The organism is Kribbella sp. CA-247076 (genome assembly GCF_050942445.1).
GTDB lineage: Bacteria > Actinomycetota > Actinomycetes > Propionibacteriales > Kribbellaceae > Kribbella.
This window is the reverse complement of sequence record NZ_CP192051.1, coordinates 1,338,739-1,361,456: the sequence shown is the minus strand read 5'-3', so window position 1 is coordinate 1,361,456 and position 22,718 is coordinate 1,338,739. Positions and strand designations below refer to the sequence as shown.

The window sequence follows — 22,718 nt, the reverse complement described above, 5'->3', positions numbered from 1 at the left end:
CTCCCCTCACTTCGCCTCGCGCGAGCGGTACCGCTCCGCGACGTCGTCGGCGAGCTCCTGCCCGCGTTCCAGCGCTTCGTCCACACTCATCCGCCCGGCGATCGCCGAGCTCACGTCCTGGCTGACCTGCGTGCCGAGATCCGGGAACTCCGGGATGTCGACGAACTGGATCCCGATCGCCGGCCGCGGCTGGGTGCCCGGGTTGCGGGGATCCGCGGTCTCGATCGCCTGCTTGGTCGGCTCCGCGAACGCCGCCGCCTCCTTCAGGTACGCCGGGTTCTCGTACGTCGAGGCACGCTTGCCGGCCGGGACGCGGGACCAGCCGAGCTCCTCGCCGACCAGCTCCTCGTAGTCCTTGCCGGACGCCCAGGAGATGAACTTCCAGGCGTTGTCCTTCTTCTTGCTGGCCTCCTGGATGCTCCAGGACCAGGCGTACAGCCAGCCGGAGCTGTCGGTCTTGACGACCGGCGCCGGGGCGTATCCCATCTTGCCCTTCACCGGCGAGTTCGGCGCCTCCAGCGATCCGGCCGCCGAGGTGGCGTCGTACCACATCGCGACGTTGCTCTGGATGGTGTTGTTCAGGCACTCGGTGAAGCCGGCCTGCGGGGCGCCGAGCTCGCCGTGCGCCCGGACCAGGTCGACGTAGAACTTGGTCGCCTCGGTGAACTCCGGCGCGTTCACCCGCGCCTGCCAGTCCTCGGTGAACCAGGTCCCGCCGAAGGTGTTCACCACCGTGGTCAGCGGCGCGAACAGCTGCCCCCAGCCGGGCTGGCCGCGCAGGCAGATGCCGCGCATCCCGGGCTGGGCGTTGTCCACGGCGGCGGCGATGTCGGCGACCTGCTGCCAGGTCGGCTTCGCGGGCATGGTGATGCCCTTGGCCGCCAGGATGTCCTTGCGGTACATCAGGAACGACGACTCGCCGTAGAACGGTTCGCCGTAGATCTTGCCGTCCTCGCCGGACAACGACTCGGTCATCGGCTTCAGCACGTCGTCCTGGTCGAACGACGGATCCTTGTCGATGTAGTCCGACAGCGGCGCGATCCACTTGCTGGTCGCGTAGATCGGGATCTCGAAGTTGCTCAGCGAGGCGACGTCGTACTGACCGGCCTGGCTGGAGAACTCCTGGCTGATCTTGTCCCGGACGTCGTTCTCCGGCAGCACGGTGAAGTTGACCGAGATCCCGGTCTCCTTGGTGAAGTGCTCCGCGGTCAGTCTCTGCAGGTCGACCATCTGCGGGTTGTTCACCATCAGCACGTTGATGCTGTCGGCCCCACCACCGCCCGCACCGCCGCCCCACCCGGCGCAGCCGCTGACCGCGGTCACCAGGACCGCGACCGCGAGTGCTCCGAGGCGTTTCCGCTGTCCCAGCACGAGCCGCTCCTTCACAGGTCGAGGGGTTGCTCATTTGAGCAGAGGCCTGCTCACTCCAGAAGTGAACCGGGAACGCCCTTGACCTGTCAAGGGTCTGTGCAACACTAGGGCGCAGGCCTGCTCATATGAGCGGAGCGGAACGGCGGGGAGGCTTCATGGAGTCGAGCACCTTCGGCCCGGCACAGCTGGTGCTGACGGCGTCGATCGCGCGCCGGTACTACGTCGACGGACGGTCGAAGGTGGAGATCGCCGACGAGTTCCGGCTGAGCCGGTTCAAGGTGGCACGGCTGCTGGACCAGGCGCGCAACAGTGGGCTGGTGCGGATCGAGATCAGCCATCCGGGCGCCATCGACCTCGACCTGTCCGCCCGGCTTCAGGAGACCCTGGGCCTGCGGCGCGCGATCGTCGTGGACACCCCGGAGGAGGACCCGGCGGCGCTGCGGCTCCAGCTCGGCAAGGCGGCCGCGGACCTGCTGTCCGAGATCGTCACCGCCGACGACGTACTCGGGCTCGCCTGGGCCCGCGCCGTCACCGCGATGACCGAGCAGCTGACCTCACTGGCGCCCGTCCCGGTGGTCCAGCTGACGGGTGCGCTGACCCGACCGGACGTCGAGGCGAACTCGGTGGAGCTCGTCCGGCACACGGCCCGGCTGTCCGGCGGAGCGGCGTACCTCTTCTACGCACCGCTCGTCGTACCGGACGCGGCGACCGCGCGGGCGCTGCGGCAGCAGCCGGAGGTGGCCGAGGCGATCAGCCACTTCGACTCGGTGACGAAGGCGGTCGTCGGGCTGGGCTCCTGGGCAGCCGGGCAGTCGACGTTGTACGACGCGATGGACGAGAAGGCCTGTGACCAGTTGCGGCGGCGTGGGGTGGTCGCGGACATCTCCGGGGTGTTCGTGGACGCGGACGGGCGGCCGGTCCAGAGCCGGGTGACCGACCGGGTGGTGGCGATCAACGCCGCGCAGATGGACGCGATCGACGAAGTGATCGCGATCCCGTACGGACTGGCGAAGGTCGACGCGGTCCGGGCCGCGGTCCGCAGCGGGCTGGTGAACGGCTTGGTGACACACGGTCCGCTCGCGAAGGCGCTCCTGGACGAGCCATCCTGACCTGATGATGGGTGAGGTGGAGACCCAGCTCCTCGGCGGGACCGCGAACCGCGGCCTCGTCGTACGCGTCGGCGACACGGTCCGCCGGCCGCTGCGCGTCAGCAGCACCGCGACCCACGCGCTACTCGGGCACCTGGAGCGCGTCGGGTTCGCGGGTGCGCCGAAGTTTCTCGGGGTGGACTCGCAGGAGCGTGAGGTGTTGTCGTACGTGCCCGGGGAGACGGTGACGCCGCCGTACCCGGACTGGTCGATGACGGACGAGGCGCTCGACAGCGTCGCGCACCTGCTCCGGAGGTACCACGAGGCGGTTGCGGACTTTTCCGGCGACGGTTTCGAGTGGGCCGAGCCGGTGCCTGCGGAGTACGTCACTGGCCTGGTCAGTCACAACGACCCGAACCTCGACAACGTGGTGTTCCGAGACGGGGTCGCGGTCGCGCTGATCGACTTCGATCTGGCCGGTCCGGGCTCCGCGCTCTGGGACGTCGCCACCGCGGTCCGGCTGTGGGCACCACTCCGCCCGGACGCCGACATCGCCGACGTCCGCCGCGGTCGCACCCTCACCCGCCTCCGCCGCTTCGCCGACGCCTACGGGCTGTCCGACGCGGACCGCCTCCGCCTGGTCGACGCGACCGCGAGCAACCACGTCTGGTGCATGGACTACGTCCGCCGAGGCGCCGAAACCGGCCACCCCTGGTTCCACCAACGCTGGACCACCGGCGAAGCCGCCCTCACCACCCGAACCAACCACTGGTTCAAAACCCACGCCGAAACCCTCCACCACGCCCTGCTCTGACCTCGGCCTCCCCCTCGGCAACGCCTTGGTAGTACGACTCCTGCAGCCGGCGGACGAAGTGCGGCAGGAGAACCACCGGGCCGATCGGGAACGGGGTCATGTCCTGGTTGCTCAGGACCGCCACGAGCGCCCCGGCGACGGTCAACCCTCCGAGCACCAACCAGCCGTTGCGGCAGATCCACGGGCCGGCATCCGCGACCAGCCCTCGGCGCGTTGCCGCACCGATCGCCAGCACGGCTGCCGCCAGCGCGTCCACCGCCACAGTCGCGCCGACGGGCCAGCCTTGGACGTCGGCGTACGCGCTCCAGCGCAGGTGTACAGCGACAGCCGACAGCGCCAAAGCGACGGCAGCCAGTGCGTAGACCACCGCACCCAGTTTCAGCTTCGGCACGGCGGCTCCTCCTGGTCGTGTGACCGACCTATCGCGAGGTGCTGGTTCGCCGTTACCCCGGACGGTGACCGAGAATGGGGCGGTGCGTGTGCGGGTGGTTTTGCTGGCGGGGCCTTCGGGGGCGGGGAAGTCCCGGTTGGCGGACGGGGCCGGGTTGCCGGTGGTGCGGTTGGACGACTTCTACCGCGACGGGGACGACGAGGCGATGCCGCGGTCTCCGCTCGGGATCGTGGACTGGGACGACCCGCGGTCATGGGACGGCGACCGGGCCGTGGCGGCCCTCGAGACTCTGTGTACGACGGGAACCGCGGACCTCCCGATCTACGACCTCGCGGCCGACGGGACGGTCGGGCACCGGCCGGTGTCCACCGACGGCTCGCCGTTGATCATTGCCGAGGGCATCTTCGCCGACCAGCTCGTCGGCGAACTCCGGGACCGCGGCCTGCTGGCGGTCGCGATCTGCGTCCGGCACCACCGGCTCGTCACCTTCGTCCGGCGGTTCCAGCGCGACCTGCGCGAGCACCGCAAGCCACCACTCACCCTGCTCCGCCGCGGCCTGCTCCTCCTCCGCGACGACCCACGGGTCGTCCAGCGGTGTGTGGACGCCGGCTGCGAACCCCTGCACCCGAAGGCCGCCCGGCGCCGGATCGTGGCCTTGCTCACCGAAGCCCGCTCCCGCTGATTCGCGGACCGTTCGCCCCGTGTTCACCTTTGTCTGATGACATCACCGGCGAAACCTTCTGTTGCTCTCGGGGTGAGAAGCCGGACGGAGACGAGGCCGTGAAGCGGAGTGCGCCAGGCGTTGCCGCTGTGGTGACCGCGTTGTTGCTCGGTGTGACCGGGTGCGGGAGCGATGCCGGCGCCTCGACCGGCACATTGCAGACGCCCTCGGCAACCAAAGCCCCGGCCGCCGCGCAGAACAAGGCCCCGCAGAACGCGCTGGCCGGCCTGGTCGTCCTGCCCCGCGGGTACGTCGCCGACGCGCGCAGCACCGCGGCCGCGTTCACCGCGAACACCTACCTGGGCAACTGGTCCGCCGACCCGGCCGTCGACCGGGCGCTGCTGCTCAACGCCGGATTCGTCGAGGGCTACCGCGCGACCCGGCTTAGCCCGGACAAGAAGAAGCGGTTCACCGTCCAGCTCTTCAAGGCCGCGACCCCGGCCAAGGCCAAGACCCTCCAGCTGGGCTTCTGGAACCAGGACACGCACGAGCGGGACTTCGACGTACCGAACGCCCTGAGCGACGCCCGGGTCGTGTACGACGGCGGCGCCGGCCAGTCGGAGGCGGTCGCCGAGGTGAGCATGGTCGTCGGCTCCCTGGTCGTCGAGCTCAGCGTCCGGCAGACCAGTGCCCTCGGCACCAACCCGCGGCCGGAGACCGCCCTGCTGACGACGCTCGCGAAGCAGCAGCGGGCGCGCCTCACCACCACCTCCAGCTGAGGCCGGCTGCCGCTCCACCCGGGCCGGTCCTTCATCTTCAGCCGATGCGGTCGATCACCAGCGGAGGCCGGTCGTACGACGTCGAGACCTCGACCGCGTCGGTGAGGGACTCGAGGGCACGGTCGAACCGGGCCGGGTCGTCGGTGTGCAGGGTCAGGAGCGGCTGACCTTCGGTGACCTCGTCACCGGGCTTGGCGTGCAGCTCGACTCCGGCGACCGCGGAGACCGGGTCTTCCTTCCGCGCCCGGCCCGCCCCGAGGCGCCACGCCGCAACGCCGACCGCCAGCGCGTCCAGCTTCGACAGCACCCCGGACGACGGCACCGGTACGACGTGCTGATCCGGCGCCACCGGCAGCTCGGCCGCCGGGTCGCCGCCCTGGGCCGCGATCATCGAGCGCCAGACGTCCATCGCCGTACCGTCGCGCAGCTTCTCGGCCGGGTCGACGTCCGTCACCCCGGCGGCGGCGAGCATCTCGGTCGCCAGCGCGACGGTGAGCTCGACCACGTCGGCCGGGCCGCCCCCGGCCAGCACCTCGACCGACTCGCGGACCTCCAGCGCGTTCCCCGCGGTCAGGCCGAGCGGGACGGACATGTCGGTGAGCAGGGCAACGGTCTTGACTCCGGCGTCGGTGCCGAGCGCAACCATCGTCTCGGCGAGCTCCCGAGCGTCGGCGAGCTCCTTCATGAACGCGCCGGACCCGACCTTCACGTCCAGCACCAGTGCGCCGGTGCCCTCGGCGATCTTCTTGCTCATGATCGAGCTCGCGATCAGCGGGATCGCCTCGACCGTGCCGGTCACGTCCCGGAGCGCGTACAGCTTCTTGTCGGCCGGCGCCAGCCCGTCACCGGCGGCGCAGACGACCGCGCCGACCTCCTCCAGCTGGCGCATCAGCTCGGCGTTCGACAGCGTGGCCCGCCAGCCCGGGATCGACTCGAGCTTGTCCAGCGTGCCGCCGGTGTGCCCGAGACCGCGCCCGGACAGCTGCGGTACGGCGACGCCGCACGCCGCCACCAACGGGGCCAGCGGCAACGTGATCTTGTCGCCGACGCCACCGGTGGAGTGCTTGTCCGCGGTCGGCCGGGACAGCCCGGCGAAGTCCATCCGCTCACCGGACGCGATCATCGCCGCGGTCCAGCGGGCGATCTCGCGCCGGTTCATCCCGTTCAGCAGGACCGCCATCGCCAGCGCGGACATCTGCTCGTCGGCGACGTCCCCGCGGGTGTACGCGTCGATCACCCAGTCGATCTGCCCGTCGCTCAGCTCACCGCGATCCCGCTTGGTGCGGATGACGTCGACCGCGTCGAAACTCACGTCTCCTCCAGAAGCTCCGGCCCGAACGCGTCGGGAAGCAGGTCGCGCAGCGGCCGGATCCCGGCCGTGGTCTCGAGCAGCAGGTCGGAGCCGCCGTGCTCCTGCAACAGCTGGCGGCACCGCCCGCACGGCACCAGCAGGTCGCCGTGCCCGTTCACGCAGGTGAACGCGACCAGGCGCCCGCCACCGGTGTTCATCAGCTCCGACACCAGTCCGCACTCGGCGCACAGCCCCAGGCCGTACGACGCGTTCTCCACGTTGCACCCGGTCACCACCCGGCCGTCGTCGACCAGCGCCGCGGCGCCGACCGGGAAGTGCGAGTACGGCGCGTACGCGCGCCCCATCGCCTCGACCGCCGCCGCCCGCAACCCCGCCCAGTCGACGGCCGGGGACTCGTCCGGCACGGCGCTAACCCGCCTGACCGCGTCGATATCGGAGCCCGTCGGCCGCCGGCATCCGGAGCCGCTGGGCCGCGAGCCCGAGGACCAGCAGGGTTGTCACGTACGGCGTCATCCGGGTGAAGTCGGCCGGGACGGTGTCGGTGGTGAAGAACCAGATCGCGAACCCGACCGCGATGACCAGCGAGGTGATCGCGGCGATCTTCTGACCCCGCCGGTACTGCAGCACAGCCACGCCGAGCAGGATGATCGTGACGATGATCAGCAGCGCGTGCACCGCTTCACCGCCGGCCCGCAGCTGGAGCGCGTCGGTGTAGCCGAACAGCGCCGAGCCCATCACCAGGCCGCCCGGCCGCCAGTTGCCGAAGATCATCGCGGCCAGACCGATGTAGCCACGCCCACCGGTCTGCCCGTTCTGGTAGATGCCGGACGAGACCAGTGCGATGAACGCGCCACCGGCCCCGGCGATCGCCCCCGAGGTAAGGACCGCGATGAACTTGTACCGGTAGACGTTGACGCCCAGCGTCTCGGCCGCGACCGGGCTCTCACCGCAGGACCGCAGCCGCAGGCCGAACGCCGTCCGCCACAGCAGCAGTGCGCTGCCGACGATCAGCACGATCGCCAGGATCGTCATCGTGGACAGCTCGGTGGTCACCGCGGCCACCAGCGAGGCGAGGTCGGAGATCAGGAACCAGTGCCGGTCCTGCAGGTCGATCATCGCGTCCGAGATGCCCGGGACCGTGATCGACAGCGGCGCGTCCAGCGGTGGCGACTGGGTCGGGCCACCACCCTGCAGTCCGGAGAACCAGGTGTCGGCCAGGAAGGCCGCCGTACCGAGGGCGATGATGTTGATGGCCACGCCGGAGACGATGTGGTCGACGCCGAAGATCACCGTCGCCAGCGCGTGCAGGGCGGCGCCGATCATGCCGAAGATCATCGCGCCGACGATGCCGGACCACGGGCCGTACCAGTAGCCGAAGTACCCGGCGCCGATGGTGCCGAGGATCATCATGCCCTCGAGGCCGATGTTGACCACGCCGGCCCGCTCGGACCACAGACCGGCCAGGGCGGCCAGGGCGATCGGGACCGACGCGTTGACCGCCTCGCGCATGGTGCCGGCCGAGTCGACCTCGTGTGCACCGGTGAGGACCCGGACCGCCGACAGCAGCGCCAGACCCACGAGCAGCCAGATCCAGATGCTGATCCGGCGCCGCGGCACCAGCGCCTCGGACGGGGCTCCGGCCGGCCGGAGCTCTTCGGGAGCCATCGTCATCGGGTCGCCTCCGGGGTCGCCTCGGCCGGGGCCGAGCTACTGAGTTCCGCTGCCACCTGCCGTTGCTCCAGCGCGTTGCGGTACCGGCGGACCACCTCGTAGGCGATCACGACGGCGAGCACGATGACGCCCTGGCTGATCGCCACGATGTCCGGCGAGACCCGGGCGTTGATCTCGAGCAGGTTGCTCTGCTCGGTCAGGTAGGAGAACAGCAGCGCACCGAACGCGATGCCGACCGGGTTGTTCCGGCCGAGCAGCGCGACCGCGATACCGGCGAAGCCGATCCCGGCCTGGAACGTGGTGCCGTAGCTGTGCGAGCTGCCGAACAGCAGCGGCAGCCCGATCAGGCCGGCGATCGACCCGGAGATCATCAGCGAGACGACCACCATCCGCCGTACGTCGATGCCGCTGGCAACGGCCGCGCTGGCCGACGTCCCGGTGGCCCGCAGGTTGAAGCCGAACTTCAGCCGGTTCAGCAGGACGGCGTACCCGATGCCGGCGAGCACGGCCAGCAGGGCCAGGCCGAGCAGCTCGTTCGGCGCGCCGGGCAGCAGCGGGATGCCGGGCACCCAGCTGTCCCGCGGGATCTCCTCGGTGGCCAGGTTGCTGCCGGTGGACACGCCGACCTTGCGCAGCAGGTACGCCGTCAGCGAGCCGGCGATCGCGTTCAGCATGATCGTCGAGATCACCTCGCTGACCCCGCGGGTGACCTTCAGGACACCCGCGAGCGACGCCCAGATCGCGCCGACGACCATCGCCAGCACGATCGAGACGACCACGTTGACCGGTCCGGGCAGCCAGCCCTGCGCGGCGAACACCGCGGCAGTGAAGACCGCCACCTGGTACTGGCCCTCGACGCCGATGTTGAACAGGTTCATCCGGAAGCCGATCGCGGCCGCCAGGCCGGACAGGTACAGGATCGAGGCGTTGTTCAGGATGTTGATGACGTTGCGCTCGGCGGGCGCGGAGAAGATCGTGCTCAGGAAGCCGGAGACCGAGCTGCCGGCGGCCAGCAGGACCAGGCAGGTGATCACCAGCGCGACCACGATCGCGAGCACCGGCGCGGCGAGCGCCAGGCCGATCCGGCGCAGGTCGAAGCTGCCCATCACTCCTCTTCTCCGGCTCCGGTCATCGCGGAGCCCAGCTGCTCCGGGGTGACGGTGTCAGGGTCGAACTCGCCGACCAGCCGGCCGCGCAGGATCACCTGGATCTGGTCCGACAGGCCGATCAGCTCGTCCAGGTCGGCCGAGATCAGCAGCACCGCCAGGCCCTGGCGGCGGGCTTCGCGGATGTGGTCCCAGATCGCCGCCTGGGCGCCCACGTCCACACCCCGGGTGGGGTGCGAGGCGATCAGCAGCAGCGGGTCGCCGCTCATCTCCCGGCCGACGATGAACTTCTGCTGGTTGCCGCCCGACAGCGCCCGGGCGGTGGTCTCGATCGACGGCGTGCGGACGTCGAACTGCTCGACGATCCGCGCACTGTCCTTGCGGGCCCCGGCCTTGTTGATCCACGGTCCGCGCACACTCGGGGACCGGTCCTGGTGACCGAGGATCCGGTTCTCCCACAGCGGGAAGTCCAGCAGCAGGCCGTGCCGGTGGCGGTCCTCCGGGATGTAGCCGATGCCGGCGTTGCGGCGGTCCGCCGTACTCCAGTCGGTGATGTCCTTCTCGCCGAGGCGGACGCGGCCGGAGGTGACCGGGCGCATCCCCATGACCAGCTCGACCAGCTCGGTCTGGCCGTTGCCCTCGACCCCGGCGATGCCGAGCACCTCGCCGCGGTGGATCGTCAGCGACACGTCGTCCAGCAGGTTCCGCTCACCCGGCCCGGCCAGCGACACGTTCTCGACCGTGAGCTGGGCGTCCGCGGTGACGGTCGACTCCTCCGTACTCGGTGACGGCAGCTCCGAGCCCACCATCAGCTCGGCCAGCTGACGCGCGGTGACGTCCTTCGGGTGCACCGAGGCGACCGTCGTACCGCGGCGCATCACGGTGACGTCGTCGGCGACCGCGAGCACCTCGTCGAGCTTGTGCGAGATGAACAGCAGCGTGTAGCCCTCGGCCTTCAGCTCGCGCAGGTTGCCGAACAGCGCGTCGACCTCCTGCGGCACCAGGACCGCGGTCGGCTCGTCCAGGATGATGATCCGCGCGCCGCGGTACAGGACCTTGAGGATCTCGATCCGTTGCCGCTGGCCCACACCGAGGTCCTCGACCAGGTCGTCCGGCGACAGCCCGAACCCGTACGCCGCGGACAGCTCCTCGATCTTCGCCCGGGCGCGGTCGCCGATGCCGTACAGCTTCTCGGCGCCGAGGACGACGTTCTCCAGCACGGTCAGGTTGTCGGCCAGCATGAAGTGCTGGAAGACCATGCCGACGCCGTGCTTGATCGCGTCGGCCGGCGAGTGCAGCACGACCTCGTCGCCGTTGATCTCGATCGAGCCCTCGTCCGGCTTCTGCACGCCGTACAGGATCTTCATCAACGTCGACTTGCCGGCGCCGTTCTCCCCGACCAGGGCGTGCACGGTGCCGGTCCGGACGTCGACGTCGATGTCGTGGTTGGCCACCACACCGGGAAAACTCTTGCCGATTCCCCGCAACCGGACGGCCGTCGTCTGAGTGATGGTGTCGATGTCGCACGCTCCAGATCGCTGCGGCGACCTCGTTGTCGCCGGGACGAGCCTCGGGCCCGGGCCAGAACGCTACCGCGTCACCGGCCCGAGCCCGAGCTTTCAGACGTCAGAGTTTCGACGGAGCCGTGAGCTCACCGGCCACCAGCTTGGCCTTGTACTCGTCGATCTTGCCGGTCACGTCGTCGAGGTGACCGCCGCTGGTCGAGTAGCCGACCCCGTCCCGCTTGATGTCGTAGAGGTCGAAGCCGGCCTTGGTGCTGCCGTCCTTGAACGCCTTCACGTAGTCGAAGACGGCGACGTCGACCTTCTTCAGCGACGACGTCAGGATGCGCTTCTGCTGCTCCGGGGTCGCGGTCTGGTACTGGTCGGCGTCGACACCGATCGCCCAGGTGCCGTCGGGCTTCGTCGCGGCCACGTCGAACAGGCCGCCGCCGGACAGGCCGGAGGCGTGGAAGACGACGTCCGCACCGGCGTCGTACAGCGCGGTCGCGGCGGTCTTGCCGCCGGCCGGGTTCGCGAACGCCTTCGCGTCGCCCTTGTCGGACAGCCACTTCATGTCGACCGTGATCGCCGGGTCGACCGCGGCCACCCCGGCCTTGTAGCCGGCCGCGAACGGGTCGATGATCGGCCCGCGGACACCGCCGATGAAGCCGACCTTCTTGGCCTTGGACTTCAGGGCCGCGGCCACGCCGACCAGGAACGAGCCCTGCTCGACCGAGAACACCAGGTTGGTCACGTTCGGGGCCTCGCCGAACCCGTCGACGACGGCGAACTTGACGTCCGGGTACTCCTTGGCGACCTTCACGACCTCCTCGGTGTAGACGAAGCCCACGCCGATGATCGGGTTGAAGCCGGCCTCGGCCAGCGTCCGCAGCCGCTCCTCCTTCACGGAGTCGGGCTCCTCCTGGGCCGCCTCGGCCTCCTCACAGGTCGCGTCCAGCTCGTCCAGGGCCTTCTTCACGCCCGCCGCGGCGAGGTCGTTGAAGGACTTGTCGCCGCGACCACCGATGTCGTAGGCCAGGCCGATCTTGGGTCCCGCCCCCGACTTGTCGGCGCACAGTTCGTCGCTGGCGGCGGCGCCTCCCGGCTCTTCCTTCTTGGCGCAGCCCGCCACCACCAGCGCCACGGTGGCGGCCAGGGCCACCAGCTTCGTCGTGTGCCGCAAGATGCCTCCTCGTTCCAGATCGCCCCGTGCAGGCGTTCGCAGCGACACCATAGACCCGGCCAGACCCCCCAGCCACTGACAATGCGTGACTGAAATGCTCGTTACTCAATCGTAGTTTCCGCCGTGACGCTCCGGCAGAACGCCAACGCGCCGGGTGAGAAGGAAGTGACCGGATCGGTCCGGTCTCGGAGCCTGGGACAGGTGTCTCGCCGGCCGAATGCGAGAATCGCGCAATGACGATTTCGCAGCAGGTGCTGCTCAGCGACCTGCAGAGCCGGGTCGCCGCGGTCCGGGAGGAGATCGTGGCGCTCCGGCGGGACCTGCACGCCCATCCCGAGCTCGGCTGGCACGAGGTGCGGACGACCGAGCTGATCCGCACGCGGCTGGTGGCCGCCGGGCTGTCACCGCAGGTGCTGCCGACGGGCACCGGCCTGATCTGCGACATCGGTTCGGGCGACACCTGCGTCGCTCTGCGTGCCGACATCGACGCCCTGCCGGTGCCGGACGGCGTCGACTCGCCCTTTCGGTCCACGCACGACGGCGTCGCGCACGCGTGCGGTCACGACGTCCACACCGCCGTACTGCTCGGCGTCGCGATGGTGCTCGCGCGGATGGCGGCCGACGGCCTGCTGACGCACCGCGTCCGGCTGATCTTCCAGCCGGCCGAGGAGGTCATGCCCGGTGGTGCACTCGGCGTGATCGCGGCCGGCGGGATGGACGGCGTACGGCGGATCTACGGCCTGCACTGCGATCCGCGGCTGCCGGTCGGCGATGTCGGTCTCCGGGTCGGCGCGCTGACCGCGGCGTCCGACCGCATCCTGGTCCGGCTGACCGGTCAGGGCGGCCACACCTCCCGGCCGCACCTCACCGGCGACCTCGTCTACGCCCTCGCGACCCTGGTCACCGAGATGCCGGCCGCGCTGTCCCGCCGGGTCGACCCGCGGTCCGGGATGTCGCTGGTCTGGGGCCGGATCACTGCCGGCTCGGCTGCGAACGCGATCCCGGCCCGCGGCGAGGCCGAAGGCACCCTGCGCTGCCTGGACGTGAACGCCTGGAAGCTCGCGGCCGACCTGGTCCCGACGCTGGCCGGGCAGTTGATCGCGCCGTACGGCGTCGAGGTCAGCACCGAGGTCACGCACGGCGTGCCACCGGTGATGAACGACGCGGAGGCGATCGCCGTGCTGAAGCGAGCCGTCCAGCACTCGATCGGGCCCGAGGCGGTCGCGTCGACGGACCAGAGTCTGGGCGGCGAGGACTTCGGCTGGTACCTCGAGCACGTGCCTGGTGCGATGGCCCGGCTGGGGGTTCGCGCGCCGGGCGTGGACAACGCGCCCGATCTGCATACGCCCGGGTTCGAGGCGGACGAGGACGCTATCGCCATTGGGATGATGGTGCTGGCGTCCTGCGCACTGCTGGACTGAGCGGCTCGATCAGAAGGTGTCGGCCGGGACGTAGACGCCCCAGACGTCCCGCAGGGTGTTGCAGACCTCGCCGACGGTCGCCCGGGCCTTGAGCGCGTCCTTCATCGGGTAGAGGCAGTTGTCGTTGCCCTGGGCAGCCTTCTTCAGGGCGGCCAGGGCCTGGTCGACGGCGGCCTGGTCCCGGTCCGAGCGGAGCTTGGCGAGGCGCTCCCGCTGCTCGACCTCGATCGCCGGGTCGACGCGGAGCGGTTCGTACGGCTCCTCCTCGGCGATCCGGAACTTGTTCATCCCGACCACGACCCGCTCGGCCGAGTCGATCTCCTGGGCGATCAGGTACGCCGACCCCTCGATCTCCTGCTTCTGGAAACCCTTCTCGATCGCGCCCACGGCCCCGCCGTACTCCTCGACCTGCTCCATCAGCTCGACCGCGGCCGTCTCGACCTCGTCGGTCAGCGCCTCGACGACGTACGACCCGGCGAACGGGTCCACGGTCGCGGTGACGTCGGTCTCGTACGCCAGCACCTGCTGCGTGCGCAGCGCCAGCCGGGCCGCCTTCTCGGTGGGCAGCGCGATCGCTTCGTCGTACGAGTTGGTGTGCAGCGACTGGGTCCCGCCGAGGACGGCGGCCAGGCCCTGGACCGCCACCCGGACGAGGTTCACCTCCGGCTGCTGCGCGGTGAGCTGGACGCCGGCGGTCTGGGTGTGGAACCGCAGCATCATCGACTTCGGGTTCTGCGCCCCGAACTCGTCCCGCATCACCCGGGCCCAGATCCGCCGGGCCGCACGGAACTTCGCGACCTCCTCGAGCAGCGTCGTCCGGGCGACGAAGAAGAACGACAACCGGGGCGCGAACTCGTCCACGTCCAGCCCGGACGCGACCGCGGCCCGGACGTACTCGATCCCGTTCGCCAGCGTGAACGCGATCTCCTGCGCGGGCGTCGCGCCGGCCTCGGCCATGTGGTAGCCGGAGATCGAGATCGTGTTCCAGCGCGGCAGTTCCGCCTGGCAGTACGCGAAGATGTCGCTGATCAGCCGCAGCGACTCCTTCGGCGGGTAGATGTAGGTGCCGCGGGCGATGTACTCCTTGAGTACGTCGTTCTGGATCGTGCCGGTGAGCTTGTCGCCGCCGACCCCCTGCTCCTCGGCGACCAGTTGGTACAGCAGCAGGAGCACCGAACCGGGCGCGTTGATGGTCATCGACGTGGACACCTGGTCCAGCGGGATCCGGTCGAACAGCACCCGCATGTCGTCGATCGAGTCGATCGCCACCCCGACCTTGCCGACCTCGCCGTGCGCGATCGGCGCGTCGGAGTCGTACCCCATCTGCGTGGGCAGGTCGAAGGCGACCGACAGGCCCATCGTGCCGTGGTCGATCAGCTGGTGGTACCGCTGGTTCGACTCGGCCGCCGTACCGAAGCCGGCGTACTGGCGCATGGTCCACGGCCGCTGGGTGTACATCGTCGGGTAGACCCCGCGGGTGAACGGGAACCGCCCCGGCTCCCCCAGCTTCGCCTCCGGCTCGAACCCGGCCAGCGCCTCCGGCCCGTACACCGGCGCGACCTCGAACCCCGACTCACTCCGACGACTCATCCCCCCACGGTAGGCCGAACCACCCCACCACTGGTACGCACAACCAGGTGACATCCCGCACGCTCTGTGACAGTCGTCTCTCAGCTGACGACGAAGCCGAGCTTCCCGGCGGCGTCGGCCTGAGCCTTGTCGCGGCTGGCGAATCCACAGTCCTCCGGCGCCGCGAGTGGCATCGCCGCGAGCTCGGCCACGGCCAGGTGCAGGGCATCGAGCGAGCGCAGCGCGTACTGCCTGACGATCTCGGTCGCCCGCGCCTCGACCGCGGTCTGCTCGGGGCGCAGCAGCGTGATCGGGCCGTCGACGGCAGTGTCCGACTCGAAGGCGGCGAGCAGACTGTCCAGGTCGGCCCGTCCGCTCCGGGCCGCGCGGGTGAGGGCGCTGGTCACCTCCACCAGGGTCCAGGTCGAGGTGACCAGGGCGTCCTCACCGATCAACAGCTGGTTGGCCACTTCGTGGTCCGCCTCGTCCGGCAGGTACGCACGTGCCAGCACGGAGGAATCCACGTAGATGATCACTATCGGCCGTCCTCGAAGATGTCGTCGAGCACCGGCCCGAGACCTCTGGCCGACTCCAGGGCCGCCTGCCGTTCATCCGCCGAGAGCACCCGGCGTGGGCGGCGAGGCTCGGCCAGGACGCCGAGCTGATGAGCCTTCGCGCGCAGTCGCCGGCGCACCGACTCCGGATCCGCCTCGATGGAGTGGTCCAGGAGCTCGGTGGCCAGCGCGTTCACCGACTGACCACGTTCTTGCGCGCGAGCCGACAGCCGCGCGTGGAGGTCGTCCGGCACCCTCAGTAGTAGCTGCCTCATACCGTGAATGCTATCAGTCGTCTCATTTGATAGCTATCACATCCTTCTCGGTTGCCTCTGCCAACTTTTGCCGTTGGTCGGGTGCTCACCGGGTGGTGCCGGGTGGCAACCTGAAGGTCACTTCATGTCTCTGTACGCGTCGACAGGGAATCGACGCCGTGTCACGAGAGTGTCGCCGAGGGTTCACACGCGGTGGGGAACCTTCGAACCGTGCGCATCGTGATGGTGGCTGAGTCCTTCCTGCCGCAGATCAATGGCGTCGCGAACACCGTTCGCCACGTCGCCGACCGGTTGCTCGCCCGTGGGCACGAGCTGCTGATCATCGCCGCCGGCCCCGGCCCCGACACCTACCGCGCCGTTCCCGTGCTGCGGGCGCGGAGCTTCGGGATCCCCGGCTACAAGGAGTTCCCGGTCGGGCTGCCGGACCCCTCGATCGAGCGGGCGATGGCCGAGTTCCGGCCCGACCTGGTCCACCTGGCCTCGCCGTTCATCATCGGCGCCTACGGACTGCGCAGCGCGCGCAAGCTCGGCCTGCCGACGGTCGCGATCTTCCAGACCGACATCGCCGGCTTCGCCCGGCAGTACCCGTGGTTCGCGGCCGCGGACCGCGGTGTCTGGCGCTGGGTACGGCGGGTGCACTCCCGCGCCGACCGCACGCTCGCGCCCTCGACCGCGTCGGTGCAGCAGCTGGTGCAGGGCGGCGTACCGCGGGTGCACCTGTGGGGTCGCGGGGTGAACCTGGACCTCTTCGATCCGCAGCACCGCGACGAGGCCTGGCGGCGGGAGATCTCGCCCGACGGCAAGCCGATCGTCGGGTACGTCGGCCGGCTGGCCGCCGAGAAGAAGGTCCGCCGGCTCGCGGAGCTGTCGGATCTGGATTGCCACGTGGTCGTCGTCGGCGACGGCCCGGACCGCGCCGCCCTCGAACACTCCTTGCCGAACGCAACCTTCCTGGGGATGCGCCGGGGCGCCGACCTGGCCGCGGTCTTCGCCGGGCTGGACGTGTTCGTGCACACCGGTGAGCACGAGACCTTCTGCCAGACCATCCAGGAGGCGCAGGCCTCCGGCGTCGCCACAGTCGGTCCGGCGGCCGGCGGTCCGCTCGACCTGATCCGTCCGGGCTCCACCGGCCTGCTGTTCGAGCCGGGCCGCCCCGGGTCCCTCCGCCAGGCGGTCAAGGCGCTGCTCGACTCCCCGGACGACCGTCGCCGGATGGCGGCCAACGGCCTCCAGCGGGTCCAGAGCCGGACTTGGCCCGCGGTCGTCGACGACCTGGTCGACCGGCACTACGCCGAAGTACTCCAGGAGGCCGCGGCCGTGGGACGGGTTGCATGACCCAGCTGAGAATCGCCCAGCTGGCCAACTTCGTCGGACCGACCTCGGGTGGGATGCGGACCGCGATCGAGCACCTCGGGCAGGGGTACGCCGACGCCGGCGCCGACCGGATCGTGATCACCCCGGGCGAGCGCGACTCCGTGACCGAGACCCCGGCCGGCACCGTGATCCGGATGAAGGCGCCGAAGGTCGGCGGCGGCTACCGGCTGATCACCGACCCGTGGCGGGTGATCGAGATCCTCGAACGCTTCCGGCCCACCACGGTCGAGATCTCCGACAAGTCGACGCTCCTCCCGGTCGCCCGCTGGGCCCGCCGGAACGACCTCGGCGCGATCCTGTTCAGCCACGAACGCCTGGACGCGATGCTGTCCTTGCGGACCGGCCGGCAGCTCGGGGTCGCGGCGGGCGTCGGCGCGCTCTACAAGCTGCTCAGCCGGACGTACGACGCCGTCGTGGTGACGTCACGTTACGCGGCGGCCGAGTTCGACGAGGTGACCACGCCGCTGGTGCGGATCCCGCTCGGCGTCGACCTGGATACGTTCCACCCGTCGCTCGGGTCGCCGGTGGACGACGGCGTACTCAAGCTCGTGCACGCCGGCCGCCTCTCCCGCGAGAAGAGCCCACATCTCGCGGTCGCGACCGCGGCCGAGCTCCACCGCCGGGGTGTCCCGATGCGGATGGACGTCTACGGCTCCGGCCCGCACCTGGACGAGCTGATCGCCATCGCGGGCTCGGCTCCGATCACCTTCCACGGGTACGTCGACGGCCGGCAGACGCTGGCCAGGCACCTCGCCGAGGCAGACATCGCGTTGTCCGTCTGCCCCGGCGAGACCTTCGGCCTGGCCGTCCTCGAGGCCCTCGCCGCCGGCACCCCGGTCGTCACCGCGGACACCGGCGGCGCCCGTGAGCTCGTCGACGAGACCTGCGGCCGCTGGGCGCCGGCGACACCCCAGGCCCTCGCCGACGCCACCCTCCGCCTGGCCGAGCTCCCCGGTCGCCGCCCCGCGGCCCGCCGCCGCGCCGAACTCTACGACTGGCAGACCTGCGTGGACCGCATGCTCGCCCTCCACACCCGCCTGGCCCACTCCCGCCTAGCCGCGTGATGGTGCAAACCGACAGGAGGTATCGCCGAATCCGGCCCGTACACGGCGCTCGCTGAGCGCAACGCCCTCGGCTGGTAGGCGTATACCTCCTGTCGAATTGCAACGAGTCAGGTCAGGTGGTCGTAGTCGCCTCGGGTCCAGGCGGCGTGGCGGTCAGCGGAGCGGCGGACGATCGCCTTGGCGTCGACCGGGATGATCGAGCCGAAGTTGTTGTACAGGCGGTCGTACTCGAAGACGTCCAGCGAGCGGGCGACGCGGTCGACGACGGCACCGGACAGCGGGATGCGGTTGGGGTAGCTGCGCATGAAGCTGACCGACGTACGGTCCGGGTTGGCGAACACGGTGTCGCCGGACAGCAGCACACCCTTGCCGTCGGCACCGTCCGCCCAGTGGGTGACCGCGCTGCCCGGGAAGTGACCGCCGGGCTGGATCAGCGTGATCCCCGGCAGCGGCGTGAGCTTGCCCGACCAGGTCTGGATGACCGGGTCCTGCCGGGCCACCCACTCGGCGTCCGCCTCCGACACGTACACCGGTACACCGCCCAGCCGGTGGCTCCACTCGACCTGGACGCCGTACATGTGCGGGTGGCTGGCGACGACGGCCGCGATCCCGCCGAGCTCGCGCACGCGCTGTACGGCGTCGTCGTCGACGTACCCGATCGGGTCCCAGAGCAGGTTGCCCTCGTCGGTCTGCACCAGCATCGACTGCTGCCCGATCCCGGCCGGCGGCTTCGACGTGATGCCGTACAGCCGCGGCTCGACCTCCTCGATCACCACCGACGTCCCGCCGGCGGCCAGCTCCTCGAGCGTGGTCCAGTGCTGACCGTCGGCGGGCACCCACTGGCGTTCGTCGGCGCAGATCGCGCACACCTCGACCTGCTCGGAGTGCTCGACCGCGCAGGTCGCACAGATCCAGAAACTCACCGTGTTCTCCCCTCAGTGTGACCCGGGCGACATCCCGGGCCATCCGCAGTCTCGAACGTCAAGGCGGGTCGAAGTCAAGACGCGACCGATCTCACACCTGTCAGGACATTTCGGGCCGGACGGCGGGACTAGCATCGAAATCGGCCGGCGTTCGCCCGGCCGAGCCGGTCGCGACCTTCCTGCCGCACGGCTCTGGTCCGAGATCCGATCGGAGGATCGGTTTGCCCAGCAAACCAGCCGGCACGCTGTACCGCGGCCGGGAGGGCATGTGGTCGTGGGTGGCCCACCGCATCAGCGGGGTGGGTATCTTCTTCTTCCTGCTGGTGCACGTGCTGGACACCGCGCTGGTCCGGGTCTCCCCGGAGGCCTACAACGAGGTCATCGGCACCTACAAGAACCCGGTCGTCGGCCTGCTCGAGGTCGGGCTGGTCGCGGCGATCCTGTTCCACGCGTTCAACGGCATCCGGCTGATCCTGGTCGACTTCTGGGCCAAGGGCCCGCGCTACCAGCGGCAGCTGATGATCGGCGTCGGCGTCATCTGGGTGGTCCTGTTCGTGCCGTTCGTGCTCCGGCACCTGTCGCACGTCTTCGGAGGGTGAGATGACGGACATCGCGGCACCACGCTCCAGCTCCCGGGCCCGCTCGCTCAAGGGCGGCGGCCGGAACCGGTCCGGCCAGACGAACTTCGAGCTCTACAGCTGGCTGTTCATGCGGCTGTCGGGGCTCGCGCTGGTGGTGCTGGTGCTCGGCCACCTGTTCGTGAACCTGATGCTCGGCGACGGCATCACCGGCCTCGACTTCGCCTTCGTGGCCGGCAAGTGGGCCAACCCGCTGTGGCAGGTCTGGGACCTGCTGATGCTGTGGCTGGCGATGCTGCACGGCACCAACGGGATGCGCACGATCATCAACGACTACGCCGAGAAGGACCAGACCCGGTTCTGGCTGAAGTCCCTGCTGGTCACTGCGTCGATCGTGATCGTCGTCCTCGGCACCCTGGTGATCTTCACCTTCGACCCCTGCCTCGACCCGCACAGCACGCTGTCGGTCTGTCAGTAAGGAAGTCATGCAACAGCATCAGTACGACGTCGTCATCGTCGGCGCGGGTGGTGCGGGAATGCGCGCGGCTCTCGAGTCCAGCAAGCGGACCCGGACCGCCGTCCTCACCAAGCTCTACCCGACCCGGTCGCACACCGGCGCGGCCCAGGGCGGCATGTGCGCCGCGCTGGCCAACGTCGAGGAGGACAACTGGGAGTGGCACACCTTCGACACGGTCAAGGGTGGTGACTTCCTGGTCGACCAGGACGCGGCCGAGGTGATGTGCCGCGAGGCCGTCGACGCCGTCCTCGACCTGGAGAAGATGGGGCTGCCGTTCAACCGGACCGCCGAGGGCAAGATCGACCAGCGGTTCTTCGGCGGCCACACCAGGAACCACGGCGAGGCCGTCGTACGGCGCTCCTGCTTCGCGGCCGACCGGACCGGCCACATGATCCTGCAGACGCTGTACCAGCAGTGCATCAAGCAGAACGTGGAGTTCTTCAACGAGTTCTACGTCCTCGACCTGCTGATGGTCGGCGGCCGGTCCACCGGGGTGGTCGCGTACGAGCTGGCCACCGGCGAGCTGCACGTCTTCTCGGCCAAGTCGGTCGTGTTCGCCTCCGGCGGGTTCGGCAAGGTCTTCCGGACCACGTCGAACGCGCACACGCTCACCGGCGACGGCATGGGCATCGTCTGGCGCAAGGGCCTGCCGCTGGAGGACATGGAGTTCTTCCAGTTCCACCCGACCGGCCTGGCGGGTCTCGGCGTACTGCTGTCCGAGGCGGCCCGCGGCGAGGGCGGGATCCTGCGGAACAAGGACAACGAGCGGTTCATGGAGCGCTACGCGCCGACCGTGAAGGACCTGGCGCCGCGGGACATGGTCGCCCGGGCAATGGCGAACGAGGTGCGCGAGGGCCGCGGCTGCGGGCCGGACGGCGCGTACGTGATGCTCGACCTGACCCACCTGGAGCCCGCGCACATCGACGCGAAGCTGCCGGACATCACCGAGTTCGCCCGGACGTACCTCGGGGTCGAGCCGTACACCGAGCAGATCCCGGTGTTCCCGACCGCGCACTACGCGATGGGCGGCATCCCGACCAACATCAAGGGCGAGGCGCTGGCCAACAACGACGACGTCATCCCCGGCCTGTACGCCGCCGGCGAGGTCGCCTGCGTCTCCGTGCACGGCGCGAACCGGCTCGGCACGAACTCGCTGCTCGACATCAACGTGTTCGGCCGGCGGGCGGGGATCGCGGCCGCGGAGTACGCCGAGACCGCCGTCTTCGAGGAGCTTCCGGACGCGCCGGAGTCGTTCGTGGTCGACCTGGTCGAGGGCCTGCGGAACGCGACCGGCGACGAGCGGGTGGCCGCGATCCGGGCAGACCTGCAGGCCACCATGGACCTGAACGCGCAGGTGTACCGGACCGAGGGTTCGCTCAAGCAGGCGCTGGTCGACATCGAGACGCTGAAGGAGCGGTTCGCTCGGGTCGCCGTCCAGGACAAGGGCAAGCGGTTCAACACCGACCTGCTCGAGGCCGTCGAGCTCGGCTTCCTGATCGACCTGGCCGAGGTGCTGGTGGTGTCCGCGCTGGCCCGCAAGGAGTCCCGCGGCGGGCACTTCCGCGAGGACTACGACAAGCGCGACGACGTGAACTTCATGCGCCACACGATGGCGTATCGCGAGGTCGATGCCGAAGGCAACATCAACATCCGGCTGGACTACAAGCCGGTCGTGCAGACCCGCTACAAGCCGATGGAGCGCAAGTACTGATGGACGTCAAGGTCAAGATCCTGCGGTACAACCCGGAGGTCGTCGACGAGGCCGAGTGGAAGACCTACTCGGTCACCCTGCAGCCGACGGACCGGGTCCTGGACGCGCTGCACAAGATCAAGTGGGACCAGGACGGCACGCTCACCTTCCGCCGTTCCTGCGCGCACGGCGTCTGCGGCTCGGACGCGATGCGGATCAACGGCCGCAACCGGCTGGCCTGCAAGACGCTGATCAAGGACCTGAACCCGGAGAAGGAGATCACCGTCGAGCCGATCAAGGGCCTGCCGGTGCTCAAGGACCTGGTCGTCGACATGGAGCCGTTCTTCGATGCGTACCGCGCGGTGATGCCGTTCCTGGTCACCAGCGGCCACGAGCCGACCCGCGAGCGGATCCAGTCCCAGGCCGACCGGGACCGCTTCGACGACACCACCAAGTGCATCCTCTGCGCCGCCTGTACGACGTCCTGCCCGGTCTTCTGGTCCGACGGCCAGTACTTCGGCCCGCAGGCGATCGTCGGCGCGCACCGGTTCATCTTCGACAGCCGCGACGAGGGCACCGAGCAGCGGCTGGAGATCCTGAACGACAAGGAAGGCGTCTGGCGCTGCCGGACCACCTTCAACTGCACCGACGCCTGCCCCCGCGGCATCGAGGTCACCAAGGCCATCCAGGAAGTGAAACGAGCCCTCATCTTCCGCCGCGTCTGACTTTTCGTCACCTGGGTGACGGCCGGTCGTCGACTCCTTCTCGGCTACATCACGGACAGATTGCGAAAGCTGACTGAAAGTGATCTGAAAGCCGGGGCTCCTTGAGTGGAGGCGTTGCGAAAACCACCAACTCGAGGGAGACACGATGAA

Annotated in this window: 23 protein-coding genes; 11 read left to right on the top strand and 12 right to left on the bottom strand. The window is 69.8% G+C overall.

What is annotated here, in order from left to right; all coding sequences use genetic code 11:
• Positions 1-6 precede the first annotated feature (6 nt).
• Positions 7-1,371 carry an ABC transporter substrate-binding protein gene (locus ACQPYZ_RS06490; protein ID WP_433166264.1) on the bottom strand — a complete coding sequence of 455 codons (1,365 nt, stop codon included), beginning with the start codon at positions 1,369-1,371 and terminating at the stop codon, positions 7-9.
• A gap of 155 nt (positions 1,372-1,526) precedes the next feature.
• Between ACQPYZ_RS06490 and ACQPYZ_RS06485 the strand changes: the two genes are divergently transcribed.
• The gene (locus tag ACQPYZ_RS06485) at positions 1,527-2,480 is read left to right on the top strand and encodes a sugar-binding transcriptional regulator (protein WP_433166262.1); all 954 of its coding nucleotides are present in this window, start codon (positions 1,527-1,529) and stop codon (positions 2,478-2,480) included.
• Positions 2,481-2,484: 4 nt separating this feature from the next.
• Entirely contained in the window at positions 2,485-3,273 is a 789-nt protein-coding gene (locus ACQPYZ_RS06480) for a phosphotransferase (protein ID WP_433166260.1), read from the top strand.
• On the opposite strand, the gene ACQPYZ_RS06475 is transcribed toward ACQPYZ_RS06480, so the two are convergent.
• Entirely contained in the window at positions 3,233-3,664 is a 432-nt protein-coding gene (locus ACQPYZ_RS06475) for a hypothetical protein (protein WP_433166258.1), read from the bottom strand. The genes ACQPYZ_RS06480 and ACQPYZ_RS06475 overlap by 41 nt on opposite strands.
• A gap of 82 nt (positions 3,665-3,746) precedes the next feature.
• Here ACQPYZ_RS06475 and ACQPYZ_RS06470 point away from each other — a divergent pair, with 82 nt between their 5' ends.
• A complete protein-coding gene (locus ACQPYZ_RS06470) occupies positions 3,747-4,346 on the top strand; it encodes a uridine kinase family protein (RefSeq protein ID WP_433166256.1) in 600 nt (199 codons plus the stop codon).
• A gap of 98 nt (positions 4,347-4,444) precedes the next feature.
• Positions 4,445-5,104: a hypothetical protein gene (locus ACQPYZ_RS06465; RefSeq protein WP_433166255.1), complete on the top strand. Its 660-nt coding sequence runs from the start codon at positions 4,445-4,447 to the stop codon at positions 5,102-5,104.
• Between the two features lie 37 nt (positions 5,105-5,141).
• Here ACQPYZ_RS06465 and ACQPYZ_RS06460 read toward each other — a convergent pair whose 3' ends face one another.
• The 6 genes from ACQPYZ_RS06460 to ACQPYZ_RS06435 all read right to left on the bottom strand — a co-directional run bounded on the left by ACQPYZ_RS06460 (position 5,142) and on the right by ACQPYZ_RS06435 (position 11,878).
• Entirely contained in the window at positions 5,142-6,416 is a 1,275-nt protein-coding gene (locus tag ACQPYZ_RS06460) for a thymidine phosphorylase (protein ID WP_433166253.1), read from the bottom strand.
• A complete protein-coding gene (locus ACQPYZ_RS06455; protein WP_433169638.1) occupies positions 6,413-6,760 on the bottom strand; it encodes a cytidine deaminase in 348 nt (115 codons plus the stop codon). The genes ACQPYZ_RS06460 and ACQPYZ_RS06455 overlap by 4 nt, the downstream gene beginning before the upstream one ends.
• A 64-nt stretch (positions 6,761-6,824) precedes the next feature.
• Entirely contained in the window at positions 6,825-8,087 is a 1,263-nt protein-coding gene (locus ACQPYZ_RS06450) for an ABC transporter permease (protein ID WP_433166252.1), read from the bottom strand.
• Positions 8,084-9,193: an ABC transporter permease gene (locus ACQPYZ_RS06445; protein WP_433166250.1), complete on the bottom strand. Its 1,110-nt coding sequence runs from the start codon at positions 9,191-9,193 to the stop codon at positions 8,084-8,086. Before ACQPYZ_RS06445 ends, ACQPYZ_RS06450 begins: the two co-directional genes overlap by 4 nt.
• Positions 9,193-10,650, bottom strand: coding sequence for an ABC transporter ATP-binding protein (locus tag ACQPYZ_RS06440; RefSeq protein WP_433166248.1), 1,458 nt, complete (start codon positions 10,648-10,650; stop codon positions 9,193-9,195). Before ACQPYZ_RS06440 ends, ACQPYZ_RS06445 begins: the two co-directional genes overlap by 1 nt.
• A 169-nt stretch (positions 10,651-10,819) precedes the next feature.
• Positions 10,820-11,878 carry a BMP family lipoprotein gene (locus ACQPYZ_RS06435; RefSeq protein ID WP_433166246.1) on the bottom strand — a complete coding sequence of 353 codons (1,059 nt, stop codon included), beginning with the start codon at positions 11,876-11,878 and terminating at the stop codon, positions 10,820-10,822.
• 233 nt (positions 11,879-12,111) lie between these two features.
• On the opposite strand from ACQPYZ_RS06435, the gene ACQPYZ_RS06430 reads away from it, so the two are divergent.
• Positions 12,112-13,299 carry an amidohydrolase gene (locus tag ACQPYZ_RS06430; RefSeq protein ID WP_433166245.1) on the top strand — a complete coding sequence of 396 codons (1,188 nt, stop codon included), beginning with the start codon at positions 12,112-12,114 and terminating at the stop codon, positions 13,297-13,299.
• A 9-nt stretch (positions 13,300-13,308) separates the two neighbouring features.
• On the opposite strand, the gene ACQPYZ_RS06425 is transcribed toward ACQPYZ_RS06430, so the two are convergent.
• The 3 genes from ACQPYZ_RS06425 to ACQPYZ_RS06415 form a co-directional block, all read right to left on the bottom strand.
• A complete protein-coding gene (locus ACQPYZ_RS06425) occupies positions 13,309-14,889 on the bottom strand; it encodes an acyl-CoA mutase large subunit family protein (RefSeq protein ID WP_433166243.1) in 1,581 nt (526 codons plus the stop codon).
• 80 nt (positions 14,890-14,969) lie between these two features.
• Positions 14,970-15,380: a type II toxin-antitoxin system VapC family toxin gene (locus tag ACQPYZ_RS06420; protein ID WP_433166241.1), complete on the bottom strand. Its 411-nt coding sequence runs from the start codon at positions 15,378-15,380 to the stop codon at positions 14,970-14,972.
• Positions 15,381-15,403: 23 nt separating this feature from the next.
• Positions 15,404-15,697, bottom strand: a complete 294-nt coding sequence (locus ACQPYZ_RS06415) for a toxin-antitoxin system HicB family antitoxin (protein ID WP_433166239.1) — start codon at positions 15,695-15,697, stop codon at positions 15,404-15,406.
• Between the two features lie 210 nt (positions 15,698-15,907).
• Here ACQPYZ_RS06415 and ACQPYZ_RS06410 point away from each other — a divergent pair, with 210 nt between their 5' ends.
• Both ACQPYZ_RS06410 and ACQPYZ_RS06405 read left to right on the top strand, forming a co-directional pair.
• A complete protein-coding gene (locus ACQPYZ_RS06410) occupies positions 15,908-17,032 on the top strand; it encodes a glycosyltransferase family 4 protein (RefSeq protein ID WP_433166237.1) in 1,125 nt (374 codons plus the stop codon).
• The gene (locus ACQPYZ_RS06405) at positions 17,029-18,135 is read left to right on the top strand and encodes a glycosyltransferase (protein WP_433166236.1); all 1,107 of its coding nucleotides are present in this window, start codon (positions 17,029-17,031) and stop codon (positions 18,133-18,135) included. The genes ACQPYZ_RS06410 and ACQPYZ_RS06405 overlap by 4 nt, the downstream gene beginning before the upstream one ends.
• Before the next feature lie 107 nt (positions 18,136-18,242).
• Here ACQPYZ_RS06405 and ACQPYZ_RS06400 read toward each other — a convergent pair whose 3' ends face one another.
• Positions 18,243-19,058 carry an MBL fold metallo-hydrolase gene (locus ACQPYZ_RS06400; RefSeq protein ID WP_433166234.1) on the bottom strand — a complete coding sequence of 272 codons (816 nt, stop codon included), beginning with the start codon at positions 19,056-19,058 and terminating at the stop codon, positions 18,243-18,245.
• Between the two features lie 221 nt (positions 19,059-19,279).
• Between ACQPYZ_RS06400 and sdhC the strand changes: the two genes are divergently transcribed.
• From sdhC to ACQPYZ_RS06380, 4 genes are read left to right on the top strand one after another with little or no spacing between them, the layout of a single operon-like run.
• Positions 19,280-19,657 carry a succinate dehydrogenase, cytochrome b556 subunit gene (sdhC, locus tag ACQPYZ_RS06395; protein WP_433166233.1) on the top strand — a complete coding sequence of 126 codons (378 nt, stop codon included), beginning with the start codon at positions 19,280-19,282 and terminating at the stop codon, positions 19,655-19,657.
• A 1-nt stretch (position 19,658) separates the two neighbouring features.
• Complete coding sequence (gene sdhD / locus ACQPYZ_RS06390) at positions 19,659-20,114, top strand: succinate dehydrogenase, hydrophobic membrane anchor protein (RefSeq protein WP_433166231.1); 456 nt, start codon at positions 19,659-19,661, stop codon at positions 20,112-20,114.
• Between the two features lie 7 nt (positions 20,115-20,121).
• Positions 20,122-21,864 (top strand): succinate dehydrogenase flavoprotein subunit, encoded by a 1,743-nt coding sequence (sdhA, locus tag ACQPYZ_RS06385; protein WP_433166229.1) that lies wholly within the window; start codon positions 20,122-20,124, stop codon positions 21,862-21,864.
• Positions 21,864-22,568 (top strand): succinate dehydrogenase iron-sulfur subunit, encoded by a 705-nt coding sequence (locus tag ACQPYZ_RS06380; protein ID WP_433166227.1) that lies wholly within the window; start codon positions 21,864-21,866, stop codon positions 22,566-22,568. The genes sdhA and ACQPYZ_RS06380 overlap by 1 nt, the downstream gene beginning before the upstream one ends.
• Positions 22,569-22,718: the final 150 nt, after the last annotated feature.

Coding starts and splice junctions, on each gene's coding strand:
- ACQPYZ_RS06415 (WP_433166239.1), bottom strand. CDS start 15,697: ATGAGGCAGCTACTACTGAGGGTGCCGGACGACCTCCACGCGCGGCTG.
- ACQPYZ_RS06445 (WP_433166250.1), bottom strand. CDS start 9,193: ATGGGCAGCTTCGACCTGCGCCGGATCGGCCTGGCGCTCGCCGCGCCG.
- ACQPYZ_RS06380 (WP_433166227.1), top strand. CDS start 21,864: ATGGACGTCAAGGTCAAGATCCTGCGGTACAACCCGGAGGTCGTCGAC.
- sdhA (WP_433166229.1), top strand. CDS start 20,122: ATGCAACAGCATCAGTACGACGTCGTCATCGTCGGCGCGGGTGGTGCG.
- ACQPYZ_RS06425 (WP_433166243.1), bottom strand. CDS start 14,889: ATGAGTCGTCGGAGTGAGTCGGGGTTCGAGGTCGCGCCGGTGTACGGG.
- ACQPYZ_RS06430 (WP_433166245.1), top strand. CDS start 12,112: ATGACGATTTCGCAGCAGGTGCTGCTCAGCGACCTGCAGAGCCGGGTC.
- ACQPYZ_RS06450 (WP_433166252.1), bottom strand. CDS start 8,087: ATGACGATGGCTCCCGAAGAGCTCCGGCCGGCCGGAGCCCCGTCCGAG.
- ACQPYZ_RS06455 (WP_433169638.1), bottom strand. CDS start 6,760: ATGGGGCGCGCGTACGCGCCGTACTCGCACTTCCCGGTCGGCGCCGCG.
- ACQPYZ_RS06480 (WP_433166260.1), top strand. CDS start 2,485: ATGATGGGTGAGGTGGAGACCCAGCTCCTCGGCGGGACCGCGAACCGC.
- ACQPYZ_RS06485 (WP_433166262.1), top strand. CDS start 1,527: ATGGAGTCGAGCACCTTCGGCCCGGCACAGCTGGTGCTGACGGCGTCG.
- sdhD (WP_433166231.1), top strand. CDS start 19,659: ATGACGGACATCGCGGCACCACGCTCCAGCTCCCGGGCCCGCTCGCTC.
- ACQPYZ_RS06405 (WP_433166236.1), top strand. CDS start 17,029: ATGACCCAGCTGAGAATCGCCCAGCTGGCCAACTTCGTCGGACCGACC.